Annotated in this window: 15 protein-coding genes and 1 tRNA gene; 7 read left to right on the top strand and 9 right to left on the bottom strand. The window is 53.5% G+C overall.

Annotated elements, in window-relative coordinates:
- Position 1: 1 nt before the first annotated feature.
- The 7 genes from R6V78_RS21085 to R6V78_RS21055 form a co-directional block, all read right to left on the bottom strand.
- A tRNA-Leu gene (locus tag R6V78_RS21085) sits at positions 2-88 on the bottom strand.
- A 50-nt stretch (positions 89-138) separates the two neighbouring features.
- A complete protein-coding gene (locus R6V78_RS21080) occupies positions 139-855 on the bottom strand; it encodes an L-threonylcarbamoyladenylate synthase (RefSeq protein WP_410291367.1) in 717 nt (238 codons plus the stop codon).
- On the bottom strand, positions 767-2539 hold the full coding sequence (purD, locus tag R6V78_RS21075) for a phosphoribosylamine--glycine ligase (protein WP_410291366.1): 1773 nt from the start codon (positions 2537-2539) through the stop codon (positions 767-769). Before purD ends, R6V78_RS21080 begins: the two co-directional genes overlap by 89 nt.
- Positions 2540-2602: 63 nt before the next feature.
- The gene (locus R6V78_RS21070) at positions 2603-3556 is read right to left on the bottom strand and encodes a D-alanine--D-alanine ligase (RefSeq protein WP_410291365.1); all 954 of its coding nucleotides are present in this window, start codon (positions 3554-3556) and stop codon (positions 2603-2605) included.
- Positions 3557-3725: 169 nt separating this feature from the next.
- The gene (locus R6V78_RS21065; RefSeq protein ID WP_410291364.1) at positions 3726-4217 is read right to left on the bottom strand and encodes a hypothetical protein; all 492 of its coding nucleotides are present in this window, start codon (positions 4215-4217) and stop codon (positions 3726-3728) included.
- Positions 4218-4229: 12 nt separating this feature from the next.
- Complete coding sequence (locus R6V78_RS21060; RefSeq protein WP_410291363.1) at positions 4230-4610, bottom strand: DUF1992 domain-containing protein; 381 nt, start codon at positions 4608-4610, stop codon at positions 4230-4232.
- 143 nt (positions 4611-4753) lie between these two features.
- On the bottom strand, positions 4754-6145 hold the full coding sequence (locus R6V78_RS21055) for an HDOD domain-containing protein (RefSeq protein ID WP_410291362.1): 1392 nt from the start codon (positions 6143-6145) through the stop codon (positions 4754-4756).
- 649 nt (positions 6146-6794) lie between these two features.
- Between R6V78_RS21055 and R6V78_RS21050 the strand changes: the two genes are divergently transcribed.
- Positions 6795-8831, top strand: a complete 2037-nt coding sequence (locus R6V78_RS21050; protein WP_410291361.1) for a hypothetical protein — start codon at positions 6795-6797, stop codon at positions 8829-8831.
- A gap of 220 nt (positions 8832-9051) precedes the next feature.
- Here R6V78_RS21050 and argJ read toward each other — a convergent pair whose 3' ends face one another.
- Complete coding sequence (gene argJ / locus R6V78_RS21045) at positions 9052-10236, bottom strand: bifunctional glutamate N-acetyltransferase/amino-acid acetyltransferase ArgJ (RefSeq protein ID WP_410291360.1); 1185 nt, start codon at positions 10234-10236, stop codon at positions 9052-9054.
- A gap of 281 nt (positions 10237-10517) precedes the next feature.
- Between argJ and R6V78_RS21040 the strand changes: the two genes are divergently transcribed.
- The 6 genes from R6V78_RS21040 (at position 10518) to R6V78_RS21015 (ending at position 18091) form a co-directional block, all read left to right on the top strand.
- Positions 10518-10592, top strand: coding sequence for a hypothetical protein (locus R6V78_RS21040; protein ID WP_410291370.1), 75 nt, complete (start codon positions 10518-10520; stop codon positions 10590-10592).
- Positions 10589-11506 carry an AEC family transporter gene (locus R6V78_RS21035; protein ID WP_410291359.1) on the top strand — a complete coding sequence of 306 codons (918 nt, stop codon included), beginning with the start codon at positions 10589-10591 and terminating at the stop codon, positions 11504-11506. The genes R6V78_RS21040 and R6V78_RS21035 overlap by 4 nt, the downstream gene beginning before the upstream one ends.
- A gap of 15 nt (positions 11507-11521) precedes the next feature.
- The gene (gene truA / locus R6V78_RS21030) at positions 11522-12280 is read left to right on the top strand and encodes a tRNA pseudouridine(38-40) synthase TruA (protein WP_410291358.1); all 759 of its coding nucleotides are present in this window, start codon (positions 11522-11524) and stop codon (positions 12278-12280) included.
- A 107-nt stretch (positions 12281-12387) separates the two neighbouring features.
- On the top strand, positions 12388-13908 hold the full coding sequence (locus R6V78_RS21025; protein ID WP_410291357.1) for a GAF domain-containing protein: 1521 nt from the start codon (positions 12388-12390) through the stop codon (positions 13906-13908).
- 54 nt (positions 13909-13962) lie between these two features.
- Entirely contained in the window at positions 13963-17199 is a 3237-nt protein-coding gene (locus tag R6V78_RS21020) for an MMPL family transporter (protein ID WP_410291356.1), read from the top strand.
- Between the two features lie 31 nt (positions 17200-17230).
- Entirely contained in the window at positions 17231-18091 is an 861-nt protein-coding gene (locus R6V78_RS21015; protein WP_410291355.1) for a hypothetical protein, read from the top strand.
- A gap of 37 nt (positions 18092-18128) precedes the next feature.
- Here the strand turns inward: R6V78_RS21015 and R6V78_RS21010 are convergent, their stop codons facing one another.
- A complete protein-coding gene (locus R6V78_RS21010; RefSeq protein ID WP_410291354.1) occupies positions 18129-18314 on the bottom strand; it encodes a Txe/YoeB family addiction module toxin in 186 nt (61 codons plus the stop codon).
- Positions 18315-18332 lie beyond the last annotated feature (18 nt).

The raw sequence follows: 18332 nt of genomic DNA, 5'->3' as shown, positions 1-18332 counted from the left end.
ATGGTGCCGGAGGCCGGAATCGAACCGGCACGGAGTTGCCCCCGGTGGATTTTGAGTCCACTGCGTCTACCAATTTCACCACTCCGGCATGGGTTCGGTTATATAGGAAAAACCCCTGAGATTGTCAATCAATTTGCACTATCCATTTTTAATGACCGTGTCAATGGCCTCGCGGCTGACCCTACCTTCCCGGATCACCCTGACCGGCCGGCAGGTCACGTCCAGAATCGTAGAACCCGAGCCTCCCGCAAGCGGTCCGGCATCCAGAACCATATCGACCTGCCTGCCGATTTCAGGGTCAAGGTCCGTCAGGCTGGCCACGGCCGGGGAGCCTGACAGATTGGCGCTGGTTGCGGTAACGGGGCTGCCGAAACGCGCGACCAAGGCCCTTGCCACCGGGTGGACCGGAATACGCACGCCTATCTTTCCCGTTCCACCGGTCAGTTCCACGGGCACTGAACCACAGGCCTTGAAGATGAAGGTGATTCCGCCGGGCCAGAGCCGCAAAAGCGGTTGGGCGTAGTCGGGAACCGTGTGCACGATCTTTTTCATATCGTGGAGCCCGGACAAAAGCACCAGCACCGGCTGGTGGGCCTGCCGCCGTTTGATGGCAAACACACGACGGACAGCCTGCCCACAGAATGCGTCCGCTCCCAGACCGTACAACCCCGAGGTGGGAAAGACCAGAACACCTGCTTGTCCAAGGGTGTCAGCCGCCGCCTGTATGTCGTCCGCACGTGGATGTTGCGGATCGATATGGATGACCTTAGCGGTATTCCTTGAGTTTTGCAGCCTTTTTCTCAACGTGGACGGCCATTTCTTTTTTGAAGGCTTCCAGTTGGGCAGCCAGCGCATCGTCAGACACGGCCATGATCTGAACGGCCAGAATGGCTGCGTTCTTCGCCCCGGGTTCTCCGATGGATACGGTGGCCACAGGGATACCCGGTGGCATCTGCACTGTTGCGAGCAGGGAATCAAACCCCTGCAGGCAGGAGGAATCAATGGGAACGCCGATCACCGGAAGGGTCGTGTGGGCCGCCATTACACCGGCCAGATGGGCGGCATGACCAGCGCCGGCAATAATGACCTTGAGCCCCCGCTGTCTGGCTGAAAGGGCATATGCAGCGGCGCGCTCCGGACTGCGGTGGGCCGAAGCCACAGTCATCTCGATGGGAATCCCGAATTTTTTAAATATGCCCAGGCCCGCCTCCATCACCTTGAGGTCCGAATCGCTGCCCATGACGATGCCGACCCGGGGTACCGCCTGCATCCGTATCAACGCCTTTTTGCCGATATCGGAGCGGTAGTGGACGTGTGGCCAGTTGATTTTGGCCACCGCCTGGTAGGCTTTCTTGATGGCCAGATCGACCGTATCGCCCAGGGCAGTGACACCCAGGACCCGCCCGCCATGGGAAAGAATCCGTTTGTCTTCCAAACGGGTCCCCGCATGAAATACCACCACGTCCCGCATGCGGTTGGCGGCTTCGATACCCGTGATCTCCAATCCCTGCTTGTATTTACCCGGATACCCACCGGAAGCCATGACGACACAAACCGATGCCCGGGGATCGATGTCCAGCCGGCAGTTCGCCAGACGTTCATCGATAATGGCCTCGATCAGCGGAACAATGTCATTCTGCATGCGGACCAGCAGTGGCTGGGCTTCCGGGTCACCGAACCGGCCATTGAACTCCAAGACCCTGATCGTGTCCCGATCGATCATCAAGCCGGCATATAGAACGCCTTTGTAAGGGCAGCCCTCGGCAGCCATGCCCTTGACCATGGGAATCATCACCTCGTTCATGATCCGCCGGTGCATGTACGCATCCACCACCGGGGCGGGTGAGTAAGCCCCCATACCACCGGTATTGAGTCCCTTGTCTTCATCGAAAACAGGCTTGTGGTCCTGTGAGGAGGGCAACGGCAGCACCGTTTTACCGTCGGTAAACGCCAGAAAAGAGGCTTCTTCCCCAATCAGGCACTCCTCCACCACCACCATGTCCCCGGCTTCGCCGAATTCGCGGTCTACCATGATCTGTTTCAGCGCATCCAGGGCCATCTTCTCGGTGCTGCAGACGATCACCCCTTTTCCGGCGGCCAGGCCGTCTGCCTTGACGACCAGGGGCGCGCCCATCTTTTTTACATAGGCCTGCGCCTGGGCAAGACGGGTGAAGGTTTTGCCCCTGGCTGTCGGGATACCATATTTTTCCATTACCGCTTTGGCAAAGGACTTGCTGGATTCAATGCGGGCCGCCTTCTGACTGGCACCAAAGATCCGCATGCCTGCCGCTTGGAATTGATCAACGATGCCCTTGGAGAGAGGATCCTCCGGACCGACAACGGTAAGATCGATCTGCTTATCGCGGGCAAACGCCAGAAGTTTGTCGATTTCAGCAGCACCGATGGGAATGCAATTGGCCAGTGGGGCAATACCTGCATTTCCGGGTGCGCAGAAAATTTTCTTTACACGTGGACTCTGGGCGATTTTCCAAACCAGGGCGTGCTCTCTTCCGCCGCCGCCGACAACCAACACATTCATAGATCTCCTCCCTCTTGTTATAAGCCAACGGGCATTCCGCAGGCGTTGTATGGTGCAGTGAATTCACCCCCGTGTCGTTTGACGACGCCGCGCAGCCATGCCCAACGCGATGAGCCGGTCCAGCAGTTGGCCGAAGGAGATGCCGGCGGCCTTGGCCGACTGCGGAAACAGACTGGTCGCCGTCATGCCTGGAATCGTGTTGGTTTCCAGGATAAAAAATTCGTTGTCCTTAAGGATCATATCCGTCCGGCTGTAGCCCTGGCAGTAAAGGGCCTTGTGAGCGGCGATGGCACAGGTCTGCCCCTTGCGGGTCAACTGAGCGTCAATGCGCGCCGGGCAGATCTCCTGCGTGGCTCCCGGTCGATATTTGGCCTCGTAGTCGAAAAATTCGTACTTATCACCCGGAATGATCTCTATGAGCGGCAGGGCTTCAAGGTCCTGGTTGCCCAGAACGCCACAGGTGACCTCCGTACCGGTGATATAGGCTTCAATCATGGCCGTGACACCAAAGTCGAATGCCTTTTCCACGCCTGCGGTCAGCGACGACGCAGCGCGGACGATGGACATGCCCACGCTGGAACCGGTTTCCACCGGTTTGACCACCAGGGGCAGCCCCAGTTGGGCGACGATGCCGGCCGCATCGACGGATTGGCCACGCCCCACCAGTACATATGCCGGTACGTTCAATCCGGCGCGTTGGTAGAGATGTTTGGACAGGAGCTTGTTCATGGAGACCGCACTACCCAGCACACCGGAACCCTGGTAGGGAATGTCCAACAGGTCCAGCAACCCCTGGACCGTCCCGTCTTCGCCATAAGGTCCGTGCAGGATGATCAGCGCGCAATCGATTTTTTCGGCATCGGCCACCAGTCTGGGGATGTCCGTCTTGGGGTCATAGCTCATGATGTCGTATTTGTCTTTGTCCAGCGCGTCCAAAACCTGCTTGCCGCTGTTGAGGGACACCTCCCTTTCAGACGAGATGCCACCGTAGATCAGAGCGATGGTTTTCTTTTGCATAGGCCCTGGTTCCTTTTGCGATTTGGGGATTGAAAAACAGTTCACCGCGGACGCGACCCGGATGCCAGCCCCTGATGCCGGTGAGTTCATTCAGATCGCCGGCAGGTCGATGTGAGCACTGGCGCAGGTGGTCTCCGGCTAATTTGGTCTGCCCTTGCGGCAGGCGGATTTACCCGTTGAGCAGACTCCGCTTGGCTTTGTTGAACTCGTCAACGGTGATAAGATCCTTTTCAAGCAGGCGAGCCAATTCCGTCAGCTCGGAAACCTCCCGGTTGCGTGGACGCTGAGGAGCTTCGAGACGGGGAGTATCAAAGACCTCATCGTGACCGATGGCCGACTGTTGAGACGGCTGGCCGAGCCTGACAGTTGCCATGCCGCCCAGAATGCTCACTTCAACGGACCGACCGCTGAACAGGGGATTTTTTAACATCTCACGAAGGGATTTTCCTTCGGCCCGCATGCGCTTGAAAAAATAAAATGAGGAGAAACCGATCATTGCAATTCCCCCCAGAAAAATCCAGAGCATATAGTTGACAACACCCCGGAAAAAAATAACCAGAACCGCCAAACCGGCGATGAGCAGCACATGCAGCGCCAGAATTAAATAAGCAAGCAGCACACTCTTGACAAGGCCGTCGCCCGATTTCGTTTTACCAAACATGGTTGCACCAGATTATGCCTTATCACCCTCGAGGCGCTCAACCAGATCGCCGTAATAGCGCTGGGGGATGTCCAAGGCCGCGTTGGTATCTCTTACGGCATTCAATTTCAGGATCAGATAATTCAATTTCTTGATGGTACGGTACTTATGCACCGTAGCGGTCATGCCGGCCAGCAAGTCTTCGGTTCTGCGGATCTCTTTGCGCAGCTGCAGCTCCGGTGGCAGACAGTCGGCATTTTTCAATACCTTGTAAGCCATGCGCAGATCCTCGGGAATATGCCGGTCATCCTCCAGGTCAAGGGGCTGACCGGCGCCGGGAAGGTTGTCAAATGCACCTTCATCCTGGGCTTTTTTTATTCGAGCCTCGATGATTTGTTCAAAACCGGGAAACATCCGATCAATCTCACAGGGCGTCAGCGCCGGGATAACCGTTCGTTCAGGTAACAATCACGCACAACTATATTATATCGCGACAAACGATTTCAAGGGTTAATGTTCCCGGAGGCGGATACTACCGGATTAATGGCCGGCCGGGTTTATTTCCTGAGAAGATGCCCGGTAAGGCTTTCCACGTATTGACGGGACTTAACAGCGATGGTGCGCAATGTGCCATCATCCAAAGGCACCACGGATCGGGTGGTTTCATCCAGACGCGGAAAGGCGTTTCTGCCGGCGGCACCCTCTGCAGCCTGGTTGGTGATGTAATCCGCCAGGTGTACGATATGGGACAATTGGTGGCCACCGGCGGATGCCGGTTGATGGTGATGCCGAATGCCGAAGGAGATCGAACGCGGTAAATTCCAGTTTTCACAGAGAATAGCTGCAATGACGGCATGATCAAACCCTAAAATGTCACGCTCGGCGTCTTGGACGGCTTTTTCCCGGGAATTGGAATAGTAGTGGTCGAATAACACTTTTCGTTCACGGACATAGGGATCCAGGATGATTTTTCCCATATCGTGCAGCAACCCTGCCATGTAAGCGCTGTCAAGGGGGTCAATCCCCAACACGGCGGCAATTTCACCGGCCGTGCAGGCCACCGCAATGGAATGGCGCCACATGTCCCCGGCCTTGAGACCGTATCCATCCATGGCTTTCCCCAGCACTCCGCCGGCGCTGATCGCCGTAATAAGCTCCGCCAGCCGCCGGGTTCCGAAAAGGGCGGAAGCATGCTGGATGGTGGAAACCTTTCCCCGAAACCCATAGTAAGCGGAATTGGCCACTTTGAGAATGCCGGTCACCATGGCGGGATCGGTTTCGATGATTTTAGCCAGTTGGGCGGGGCTGGTTCCCGGGTGCTTGATCATCTGTTGAACCTTGAGCATCACCTCCGGGATGGCCGGCAGGGAGGTGGTGTTGGCGATAATCTTGCGAATAAGTTCCCGACCGGTGAGGAACACCGGTGCAGATAAATCGGCAACCGCGTGGTCAACAAACGCACTTGTGGATTGCGATGATTCAGAGAAACCTGTGTTTACCGCGGCATTGAGCCGGGTCAACTCCTTGTTAGCCAAATCCAACCGGGCCACCAGCTTCTCGATGATTTTGTCTTTGAATTTCTCGCGGACTTCGAGGGGAAGCTGCTCGAACAGAACCCGATCCAATTTCAGTGCGATGACCGATTCCCTGGCAACAACACTGGCGGTTCGCCGGGTGTCGGTTAAAAAGGCCATCTCACCGAAGACCTCGCCGGCCCTTAGAACGGCCAGAACGGTTTGACCGGCACCTTCCGTGACGTTGACCGATCCGGTGAGGATAATGAACAGGCTCTGATCACTGCTGCCTTGGCGGATGAGCATCTCTTTGGGATTGTAGACCCTGAAATGCGCGTCGTCGGACACGATCTGCTGCTTCTCGCCAGATGTGAACGAGTCGAAAAAACTGAGCCGATTGATGACCGACAGTATCTCTATGTACCGATTTGCCATGCGTTCCCTTGCCCCGTGCGCCTACCGGCAGTGGGTTTCAACAAACCCACCCAATTCGGCTCCATCGCAGCACGGGGGTGGTTGCCCCTCACTGACCTTATTACCATGTTATCGGCCGGTTATCTGATTCCATGAGCCCAACCGACAAAGGCGGTTAAATCAGCGGCGCAGTTTTTTTCGCGTCCGCTGTCACCATATCATGCGCGTTCGATAGGCAAGCCATCGTACCCTCTAAGATTAAAAATACACACGACGATGCAACGTATCACTTATCATGCTGTCAAACAATCCGGTATTGGAGAAACAGATTAAGCCAGTTAATTGAACCATCTGAATCACCTGGTCGTATAAACTAGCTTTTGAATTTGTTTAACCCCAAACCAAGGAGGCAGACCGTGACACCACAGCATCAGAAAATGATCAGCCAATGGATCTGAAAAACCATTCCGAAAGACCCTTTAAATTAATACTACACTTTTTGACAAACCAACCGATATCCACCGTGTAGGCGCAACAAACAGGATCTAACAGAATATGCGACTTTCAAGGCTTGGTGTTGGCCGATCAAATTCTAACCAATATACATTGTAGTCTATATTGATTTTTTTGCTAATCCAAAAAAATCATCGATCGATAGCGGAATGGTAAGATGAATCGAATTAAATTTCTATTAATCGCGACAACTATTTTAATTCCAGTCATGGTTTGGGCTTCTGATGAAGAACTGTCATTTGATGTAAATTATGTCTATTATGAAGATGAATTCAGAATTTTGGATATCGACTTCTCCACCGGTACAGAGGAACATTACGGCGATTTAAATTTATCCGATTCATGGACCACGAAAGCTTCCGGTCACAACCCAGGCCTGTTTTTTCACCCGAACAACGGTGACAACAAATTTTTCCAACTCGATGCTGACAATGGCGTATACCAGGTGAGGATACCCAAACCACTGAATGCACTTCCTCCCATCGTGGCATCAAATTCCATCAACTGGTCGACCGAACCCTATTATATCTATGAAGGGAGTGAGATCGATTTTAGAAGTTCCAATGGTGCCATCGCTTCATCTGAAAATGTTGAATGGATAAAATTGGCATTCGATGCTGACAAACAAAACTTAAAGATATTGTTGTCTGTTAGTGACGATACGAATCTTGAAGACGTTGGTTTCCGTTTCGTAATCATGCCTGACCATTTTCGCGGTGCCTGGAATGAGATTTCCTATATGGGTGGCCAATATCCGTTCGGAAGTATCGTCGTCGATGTTAATTCAATCACTGCGACTTCTGCCGATATCGCTAAATCAAAAATCGACAGCAGCCAGGTCGCCACACAGGTAAATGATCCATCGGACTCGGTTGACCGTGATGGGAATACCCTCTTGATTAACATGCGGATTATGAATAGTGACCCCGAATTTTTTGATATTTCAACACAGGATTTCATCCTCGAGTGTGTTTCTTATAATTTCGAAGATCCTAATCCTGAAAATGTCGACTGGACAAAACGAGCCGATTTTCTGAGTCCTGGATTTTTACATACCTTTGCTGGCGGTGAATTCACTGGGGTTACCAGCCTCGACTTTGATGGGCAGGCGTTATCAACTAAATGGTTCTTCGCTGCACGACTGAATAATTTCAATGCTTTTTCATCGGATCGTATAAATGAATTTAAAATTGGTATGTATGGCAACGCTGTTTCCGGATATAACGATGCGCCTCAGGCAGCCATCAGCGGAAAATGGGTCAGCGGTTTTTACAATGGAAAAAAATACAACAGCAGTTTCCTATTTGAAAGCCAGGTTCTTGATAATGAAAATTCAGTAACAGGTGTGTGGCTGACAGAAGAAGCAGTAGAAGTTTCCGGAGTATCACCCGAAACTTCAGTTATCGATCTTGCAATGGAGACTGCCGAAAATGGGATGGAAATGAATTTTTATTATCGCGTAAGCACTGCAGGTCAAGAACATCCCAATGTCAGCACCATTGACGCCACCTGGACCTTATTCAACACATTTGAAGTCACCAGTTCACGTCCGTTTTATGGATACCAGGTCAACAAGGGCGTTGTATTCATCCGTTCAGATGCTTTGGCTTTTCCCGTGAGACTACCGAAATGGGGAAATACGGGTAAATACTGCAGGTTAAGTAGTACGGAAACGACGTCAAAATCGACAGATGATCTATCCGACCTTCACGGTTTGTCCGATTTCATTCCAATTGCGCCATCTCAGAGGGTTACGGTGGCTGTAGATCCTCACGAAGAAGTAGTTCTGCGCTATATGATTAATGGAACGCGCAAACAAATCGCCAAGCTTGGTCTGATGAAGCTTAAAACAGGTTATTCTCTGCCATTTGGTAGTTATATTTCATCACCAGACCCCGCCAACCTTATATCTGGTAGCTGGTGGCTCACGGAGTATGGAGATGAGCCGGATAATGTGCTTGAGAAATCCGACTCTTTGGATAAAGACACTGCGTATCATCTGTATTTTGTCGTTCAAGACAATGATGGCAAGTATGATTTAGATGATACACCCGGATTAATTCTTGACCCGACAGTTATTGGCGATAATACGGATGCTTTTATTGCCAGTGGAGATGTCGGCAGCAACAGTGGCAAAGGAGGAGGTGGTGGTTGTTTCATCCATTCTCTTATATTAGGCATCTCAAATGGTTAATATATCATGTAGACAATGGGCTCAAACCTTGATTAGCGCACTTGATGTCTCGTATCGCCCTCTCAGCGCTCCGTCATCGCCATGCTTTTTTTAAATCTTTAAAGCCGCTCGGGAAATGCTGGAAGCAAGTCAAGAAAAAGACCACGGCCGCCATGCGTTAAAAAACAAAAAAGTCAGCTTTTACGCTGGCTTTATGGACTTTATCGGACGCTATATCGGGTTATGAACGGTAGTCGGCATTGATTTTCACATAATCCAGGGAGAAGTCGCAGGTGAGCATGCCAGCTGTTCCCGTGCCCAGATTCAGATCCAGGGTGACGGAAAATTCAGGTTTTTTAAGCACCCCGGTGGCCTTTTCTTCGGCTTCCGGGCCGCAGCCCGTTCCGGTTTTGACCATCTGTACGTCATCGAAATGAAGATCCAGCCGATCGGGATCTAAAAAGACACCGGCCCGGCCGGCCGCTGCAATGATGCGGCCCCAGTTGGCGTCTTCTCCGAAAAAGGCCGTCTTGACCAACGGCGAGTGGGCGATGGTATCGGCAATAGCCCGGGCATCGGCGTCGCAACGGGCTCCTCGAACCTTCAGGTCGACTACCTTGGTGACGCCTTCACCGTCCTTGACCATCTGCCGGGACAGGTCCATGCACAGATCGTCCAGCAGCCTCTGAAAGGCCTCCTTTTCGTTCTTTGAGTCAATCCTGGCCCCTGAAGCGCCGTTGGCCATTAAAATCACTGTGTCGTTGGTGCTGGTGTCGCCGTCGATGGTGATCCGGTTGAAGGATCCATCCACGGATCGATTCAGCGCCATCTGCAGATCGGTTCCAGCCAAGTCGGCGTCCGTGCAGATGAAGCAAAGCATGGTGGCCATGTCCGGACGGATCATCCCGGCACCCTTGGCCAGGGCGACAATACGATAAAAGACGCCGGCCGCCTGGCCCTCCCGAACCCCTGTTTTGGAGCGGGTGTCGGTGGTCATGATGGCCCGGGCCAGATCGGGTATTCCGCCTTGATCCAGTTTTTCCACCAGGGACGGCATAGCCGCTGTAACCTTTTCAATGGGAAAAGGGGCACCGATGACCCCGGTGGAAGCCGCCAGCACCTGATCGTCAGCAACGCCCAACAACCGGGCCGCGGCGGCGGTCATGGCTCTGGCGGCCAGCATGCCCTGCCGGCCATTGGCGCAGTTTGCATTGCCTGCATTGACGACCACTGCCCGGACCATGCCTGATTTTACCCGCTCGCGGTCCAACCGGACAGGTGCAGCCTGAACACGATTTTTAGTGAATACCGCAGCTACCCGAGCCGGTCGATCGGATACGAGCAATCCCAGATCGAGGCTGCCGTTTTTTTTGATGCCCGCAGCCAAGCCACAAGCCTTGAAGCCCATGCAGGTTAATGGAGCCATAACCCGATCCTTTGAATTAGATGTTTGCTTTTCATCGCGCAATTTCAGCCCGTTGTCAATCATCACCCCTTGCAAACCGCCGCCATATGGCATAGAACTCGCCTGTTTGCAAGCAACCACGAACTTCTTCACGCATTCGGCAGCGCGCCGTTTACGGTTAACTGAGGAGCGACCCGATGATACAAAAACCCGCCTGCGAGGATTGCGGCAACCCCCTGACACTAAAACGGACATGACGTGCGGTCGTTTTCCACTGCACGGGCTGCGGTGCGGAACACCCTCTGGCCAGATACATCCATCTCATGGACGACACCATGGAGCGGCAGTTGGCCGGTCTGCGCTGTGACAGACTATGATGATTCTCAACAACCTGTTCCCCGTTTTCGCGCTCATCGGTCTGGGTGCCCTGCTCAAACACATTCACCTGACTGGCGAAAGTTTTCTGAACTCCTCGGATCGACTGGTCTACTTCATTTTTTTCCCGGCCATGCTTTTCTGGAAAATCGGCTCGACCCCCTCCGCGGACAACGGCGCCACTGACCTGATCGCCGCCGCCATCTGCGCCGTGGGCAGCGTCTACCTGATCAGCGCCATCTGCCTGAAACTTTTCAAGGTGTCTAATTTTGTCGCCGGTTCTTTTTCACAGAGCTGTTACCGGTTCAATACCTACGTTGGAATGGCCGTGATCCTGAACGCCATGGGTGAGACCGGCGTATCGCGATTCGGCATCCTCATCGGGTTCATCATTCCCATCATCAACGTCCTGGCCGTATCGACCCTGATCTGGTACGCCGGCCAGACCATCGATTTCCGGAAGCGGCTGCGCATCACCCTGCGGGCCCTGATTTCCAATCCGTTGATCATCGGTTGTCTGGCCGGCATGGCCTATTCACGGACCGTCGGTGAATTCCCGGTTTTTCTGGACAACACCTTTCGCCTGGCCGCCATGATTGCCCTGCCCCTGGCCCTGCTCTCCATCGGCGGCACACTGACGCTGAGGAACCTCAAAACCCATCTGGGTCAGGCCTTTTTAGGGTCCACGGTCAAATTGCTGGTGCTGCCGATTGTCGGCTGGTTTTTTCTCAAGGCCTTCGACGCCTCGCCGCTCTCTTTTCAGGTGGGAATGCTCTTTTTCACCCTGCCTGCCTCACCGGCCATCATCGTGCTCTCTTCCCAGCTCAACAGCGACACTGAATTCGCATCCGCGGCCATTGTACTGTCCACGCTGATGTCCTTTTTTTCCATGAGCGCAGCGCTACTGACCTTTTAAGCAGCGGAGCCACCCATGTGGACCCAAGCAGGGCAACAGACATTTAAACTGATCGTCGAGTACGACGGTTCGGCCTTCCATGGCTGGCAGCGGCAGAAGACAGGCCGCACGGTCCAGGAGACCATCGAAAAAGCCTTGTGCGTGATGACCCGCGAAAAAATCACGGTCATCGGTTCAGGTCGCACCGACGCCGGCGTGCACGCCCTGGGCCAGGTGGCCGGCTTTAAAACCCGATCCCGTCTGGACGCCCAGGCCTTTTTCAAGGGTTTGAACAGCCTGCTGCCCGGTGATGTGGTCGTGCGCGCATGCGACTCGATGCCCAGCACCTTCCACGCCCGTTTTGATGTGCTGACCAAGCGCTACCGCTACCATATCCTGAACCGGACCATCCCACCGGCCATCGGCCGGCAGTTCATCTGGCATATCCGCAAACCGTTGGACACGGAAGCGATGATCGAAGCGGCCGGCACCCTGCTGGGCACCCACGACTTCAAGGCCTTTGAAGGCACCGGCAGCCCCCGGGATCACACCGTCCGGACCGTAACCGATTCAACCCTGACGAAAACCGGCGGCGGCAACCTGACCTATGATATCGAAGCCGACGGATTCCTGCGTTTCATGGTCAGAAATATGGTGGGGACGCTGGTGGCGGTGGGTTTGGGAAAGCTGTCTGCAAGTGATGTTCACTCCATCCTGAAATCCAAAGACCGGGCGCAGGCCGGCGCCACGGCGCCGCCGCAGGGCCTGTTTTTGATCGACGTGACCTATCGGTGATAAGGCTTCGTGGGGCGTAGTTTCTACCTTGACACCTTTCACCCGTCTGAACTAAAATTGGACCTTTGGTTATCAAAAACCCGAACCCAATGCCTTGGATACCGGACATGTCCGTGTCAAGCAACCATTCGAACAGACGAAGGGCAACTCGCCGGCGTTCGGACGGACACCTGAAGGAGCGTCATGACAAGTACGTCAATCTGATTCAGGCCGGACAGGCGATCACTTCGGAACTGAATTTTGACACCTTGTTCGATGTCGTATCCGAACAACTGCGGACCATTTTGAGCGTCCAAAGATGCTCGATTTTTTTAATCGATGAGAACGAGCAGCACCTTTGTCCCTATGTGGCTTCCGACCTGAACACCGACCAGGTTCAATTTCCCAAGGATCGAGGCATCGCGGGATGGGTTTTTTGCAACCGGACCCCTCAGATTGTCAACAACGCATACCAGGACCCGCGCTTTAACCGGTCAATCGACAAAAAGACCGGGTTTCGCACACGCAATATCCTCTGCGTCCCCTTGTTGAGCCGCAACCGCAATTGCATCGGCACCATGCAGGTGCTCAACAAAAAAGAGGGGGGCTTCACCGACGAAGACACGCAGCTGTTAACCTACATCGCCAGCTATGTGACCGTAGCCCTCGAGAATTCATTCCTGGTTGAAGAATTGCTGGCCACTGACAGGGCCAGGCAGAAAGTGGTCAATCACCTGTCGCACGAACTAAGAACGCCCTTATCGATTTTAAAATCTGTGTTGACGCGATTTGCCGACACAGCCCAAGATCGCGATCTTACCCACCTGACAAAGACGATTGAAAGGGGCCGGCGGTGCATCGACAGGCTCAACAATATCCAGGAAAAAGTGGAGGACATCGTCGGAAATAAAATTGTTGATTGCGAAAAACAGTATACGAGAATTTTCGAGGATCTGATCAGTCTGATCGAAGAGACCGCTGAAGACGAAACATGTCAGTGCGGACAATTGGCGGCCCAGGTCCTCAATCGCATTCAATCAATTTTAGAGTTTGAACCAGAACACATGGAAACAATCAGGGTCGATCTTTTTTTAAAAGATATTTACGATCAAGCCATTGAGTTCGTTCGGAAACGGCGCCTTAAGCTTTCATTGACCACTGAAGACGGTCTGTACATAAAAATGGATAGAAAGGTTCTCAAAAAGATATGTGACGGTTTATTAAAAAATGCAATTGAAAACACCCCCGATGAGGGAATCATAAAATTGAAAGCCGGCGCCACAGCTGATGATGTTTTCATGGATTTTCAAGATTATGGGGTTGGCATTTCATCGGCAGACAGAAAGAACATTTTCAATGGGTTCTTTCACACCCAACCGACCCAGCACTATTCCTCCAAAACACCCTATACCTTTAACGCCGGTGGCACTGGAACCGACCTTCTGCGAATGCGGACCTATGCTGAAAGGTTTGGGTTCAAAATCGATTTTTCGAGTCAGCGCTGCCGTTTCATGCCGGGTGACGCCGATGTCTGCCCGGGCAGCATAGCACTGTGCAAAAACATAACGGCTGAGATGGATTGCATTGGTTCGGGGGGCAGTTTGTTCACGGTCAGGTTTCCAAAAATGGCACAATTTGGCCGTACTTGATGTCATGGGCGTGCAAGAACAACTGATTTCACGGCATCCTGGATGGCGCGCGAAATGAACCAGAATCGTCTTCATCAGCTTATTAAATCTCTAAATCCGGTCGATTGTGTCCAGGCGGTGCTTGCGCACCGAAGGCTCACCCTCGCCGGCGTTGTGGCGCTGACGCTCCTGTTGGCCGCATTCATTCCCAGCCTGGCATTTAAAACATCGGTTCATGATCTGATTATCGAAGACCTGCCTGAAAACACCCAGTACAAAGCATTCAAGGCAATTTTTGGATCGGAGGAGATCATCCGGGTGGTCATTAAGTGCGACAACGTTTTCGATCCGCTCAACTTTCAGAAAATCACCCAGATGGAAGCGGCGGCCAAAACGATCCCCGGCGTCCAGCGGGTCATCGGGCTGCCGGGCATTAAAAACACGGTGGACCTGTCGGGGAACTGGCCGATGGAGAAATTCGTGGCCTTTGTCTCCGGGGTCGATCTTTTCAAGCGCAATCTGATCTCTGAGGATCATGATACAACCGTAATCACCCTGGTGCTGGGTGAAAATGCCAGCCAGCCAGAGGTCATCGATGCCGTTGGGCGACTGATCGCCGCAACCGGCACAAACCTGCGGCTCTATCAGATCGGTATGCCGCTGATTTCCCAGGCGCTGGCCCATTTCACCCAAAGGGATTTTCTGCGCCTGCCGCCGCTCACATTCCTGCTGATCGCGTTGGTGCTGTTACTGATTTTTAGAAATGCAGCCTACGCATTCATTCCGCTGTCGTGTATTGCTATCTGTTTGATCTGGACCTTCGGCATCGTCGCCATCTTAGAAGTCCCCCTTTCAATTCTGACCATGATCGTGCCCGTTTTTCTGATTGCCGTGGGAACGGCCTATTGCCTGCACATTCTGGCTGAATTCCGCACAGCGGCCACACCGGACCACACATCCGCACAAGCGGCGACCATCGCCTTTTCAAGAACATCCCTGCCAACCCTTCTGGCGATTTTGACCACCCTTTTCGGTCTGGCGTCCCTGTTCATCAACCGGATTTCAGCTATCCGCGAATTTGCCCTTTTTACCTGCATTGGAATGGTCATTTTTCTGATTCTGGTTCTGACTTACCTGCCCGTGGTTCTCTCTTTCATCCCCTGCCGGGAAAAAGCGTGGTCCGATAAAAATCGCACCGTGTCGTTGATGGACCGCTTCATCAACTGGATCATCGATCTCAATCTTCACCATCAACGCATGACCCTGATCGTGCTCGCCGGGATGGTGCTGTTCGCCGGCTTCGGATTGCTGCGCCTGCGTGCGGAAACCAATCCGATCGGGTATTTCAAGGATGACACCCAGGTCATAAAAAATTTTCATGACATCTACCGGCAGCTATCCGGCAGTTTTCCGGTCAATGTGGTCATGACCTCACCGGCAGAAGATTATTTCGAAAGCGCCGAAAACATCGCGCGCATCGAAAAGCTTCAACAGTTTCTGGACACCCTTCCCGGGGTCGACAAAACCATCTCCTTCGCCGATTACCTGAAGCTGGTCAACTACGCCTCCAACCGCTTCGAGCCGGCCTACTATAAATTGCCCACCGAGTCCTGGGAACTCAGGATGTTGATGAACACCTACAAATCCATGTTGGGTATGGACCTGTTCAACGCCTTCATGGGTCCGGCCTTGTCACAGGCCAACATTCTTCTGCTGACGCACATCTCCAGTTCAAAAGGTTTTTTGGACCTGCGCCAAACCATTCTCCGCCACGTCGGGGAGGCCTTCGAACGTGATCTGAATTGGAATGTGACCGGTTTCGGCATGGTCATATCCGCCAGCAGCCATCACCTGGTGGTCGGGCAGGTCAAAAGCTTGTTCCTGACCATGGCCGTCATTTATATGATCATGTTTGTCCTGTTTCTCTCATCCAAAGTGGGCCTGATCGCCATCGTGCCCAACTTGTTCCCCATAATCATCAATTTCGGTCTCATGGGATGGATGGGCATCGAACTGTCCATGGCCACCAGCCTGATCGCCAGCATCGCCATCGGCCTGGCCGTTGACGATACCATCCACTATCTGGTGCGCTTCAACCATGAATTCAAGAAAGACCTCGACGATAAGCGGGCCCTGAAAGAGACCATGGCCCACATCGGGCGACCCGTCATTTTCACAACCCTGACCATCAGTGCGGGCTTTTTCATCCTGGCATTCTCCAGTTTCAAACCCACCGCCATCTTCGGGACGATGATGGTCATCACGATGCTCTCGGCCCTGGTCGGGGACCTGGTCCTGCTGCCGATCTTGATGCAGCGGGTGGAGCTGGTCACCCTCTGGGATCTGGTAAGGATCAAGATGGGCGGCAAGACCGGCCTGGGCATTCCCCTGTTCCAGGGGCTTTCGCGTGCGGAGGTGCATTCCACGATCATGGCCGGGACCCTCAAGCAGGTCAAGGCAGGCGAAATCCTCTTCTACAAGGGCGACCAGAGTGAATCCATGTATGCCATCATATCAGGTCGATTCGATGTCATCGACTACGACCCCACCTGCACCCTGAGAAGTCCTGAAGGCATTCAGAAGTGCATCGCCAAAATCGGTACCGGTGACATCCTGGGCGAAATGGGCCTGTTGCGTTCCGCACCCCGCTCGGCCACGGTGATGGCCACCGAGGACAGCGAACTGCTGCCCATCAACTGGAAGGTGATCCAGCGGCTGCAATGGCTCTATCCACCCACCGCCCATAAGTTCTTTGTCAACATGATGCGTATTCTCTGCGACCGCGTGGAGCGTCTGACCACCTGCCTGGCCAATGAAAGCCTGGTGGACGACCTGTCCGGCCTGAACAACCGCAAGGGATTCATCCGCTGTCTTAAGCAGGAAGCCAACCGGGCCCACAGACGCCAGGAGACCCTGATCCTGACCATGATCAGGGTCCGTTTTGACGATGCTGCTGCCGGCAATCAGTTGCATGGCATCAAAAACAACATCCTGCGCGGCATCGGCGATACCCTGAACGCCACGATCAGGTGCGGTGACATGGTCGGCCGGGTAGACACGAACACCTTTGCCGTGTTGGTTTCCAGCGAGGCCCGCAAAGATGCAGACGTGCTCACCCAACGACTCCGAATGGATCTGGAGAAGATGCAAACCAGCTTTGAGAAGTCGGTCGCCTTCACAATGACCTTCAACGCCGTCGTGCTTGGTTTGAAGCCAGACAACGATGGCGAACGGCTTCTCGATGAGACGTTGCATAAAATAGAAACCGAAAACAACCCCCTGGTTTTGTTTATTGCCGGGTCTGCAAACTGACGACCCGCCGTTCCGAAAGGATGGGAAAGTCATGCTGAACCTCCAGAAAATAAAAACCGACTACTGCAAAAGCCGGCTCCAGGAGGCCTATCGAAGAACCTACAGCGATATGGATAAAAGCCTGGGCAACATCATCGTCTGGACGGCGCACCTGGCCCTGGAGAACATCGCCAATTCCGACGCCTTGTATCACGACGTGGAGCACACCATCATGGTGACCCTGGCCGGGCAGTCCATCCTGGAAGGCAAACACCTTGCGGAAGGGGGTGTGTCTCCAAGGGACTGGGCCCACTTCATGGTCGCCCTGCTGTGCCACGACATCGGCTATGTCAAAGGGATCTGCGCGGACGACGACGGGTACCTGCTGGCCACCGGCATCGGAAGGGATACCGTCAAGCTTCCCAAAGGCAGCACTGACGCCATCTTGGCGCCCTATCACATCGATCGCAGCAAACAGTTTGTGCGCGAACGATTCGGGAAAAAAATCCTCATGGAGTCAGGCGATCTGCTGGATGCGGAACGCATCGCCGATTACATCGAGATGACCCGCTTTCCCGTCCCCGATGATGATTCCCACAGGGACACGTCCGATCTTCCCGGGCTAGTGCGCGCCGCCGATTTCATCGGGCAGTTGGCCGATCCCAACCGCATGCAGAAATGTACGGCCCTGTTCTACGAATTCGAAGAGCTGGGCCTCAACCCCAAGCTCGGATACAAGCGTCCCGGGGACCTGCGCGACTGCAACGCCAAGTTCTACTGGAAATCAGTCAGGCCCTACATTCAAGAGGCGCTCAATCACCTGAAAGCGACCCAGGATGGCAAGCAGTGGGTCACCAACCTTCAGTCCAACGTACTGGGCGATGACCTTTTTACGATTGACAACGATCGCTAAGGGAAAAGAGGGAAGGTTATTTATATTTTGTAACCATTCAGAGATAATGGTATCGTAATTGCGCGATTAGAATGGAATCGGCAGAAGCGTTGTAAACGATTCTGTGTTCATCGTTTATTCGACGGGACCAATATCCTGACAGCGCATGTTTCAGTGGCTCGGGTTTACCGATTCCTTCGAAGGGGTTTTGTTTGATTTCTTTGATTAATGTGTTTATTTGCATCTAATTATTACCTGACTA

This window comes from Desulfosarcina sp. (genome assembly GCF_046496365.1).
Classification (GTDB): domain Bacteria; phylum Desulfobacterota; class Desulfobacteria; order Desulfobacterales; family Desulfosarcinaceae; genus Desulfosarcina.
The sequence above is the reverse complement of the archived record's forward strand: the minus strand, read 5'-3'. Positions and strand labels throughout refer to the sequence as shown.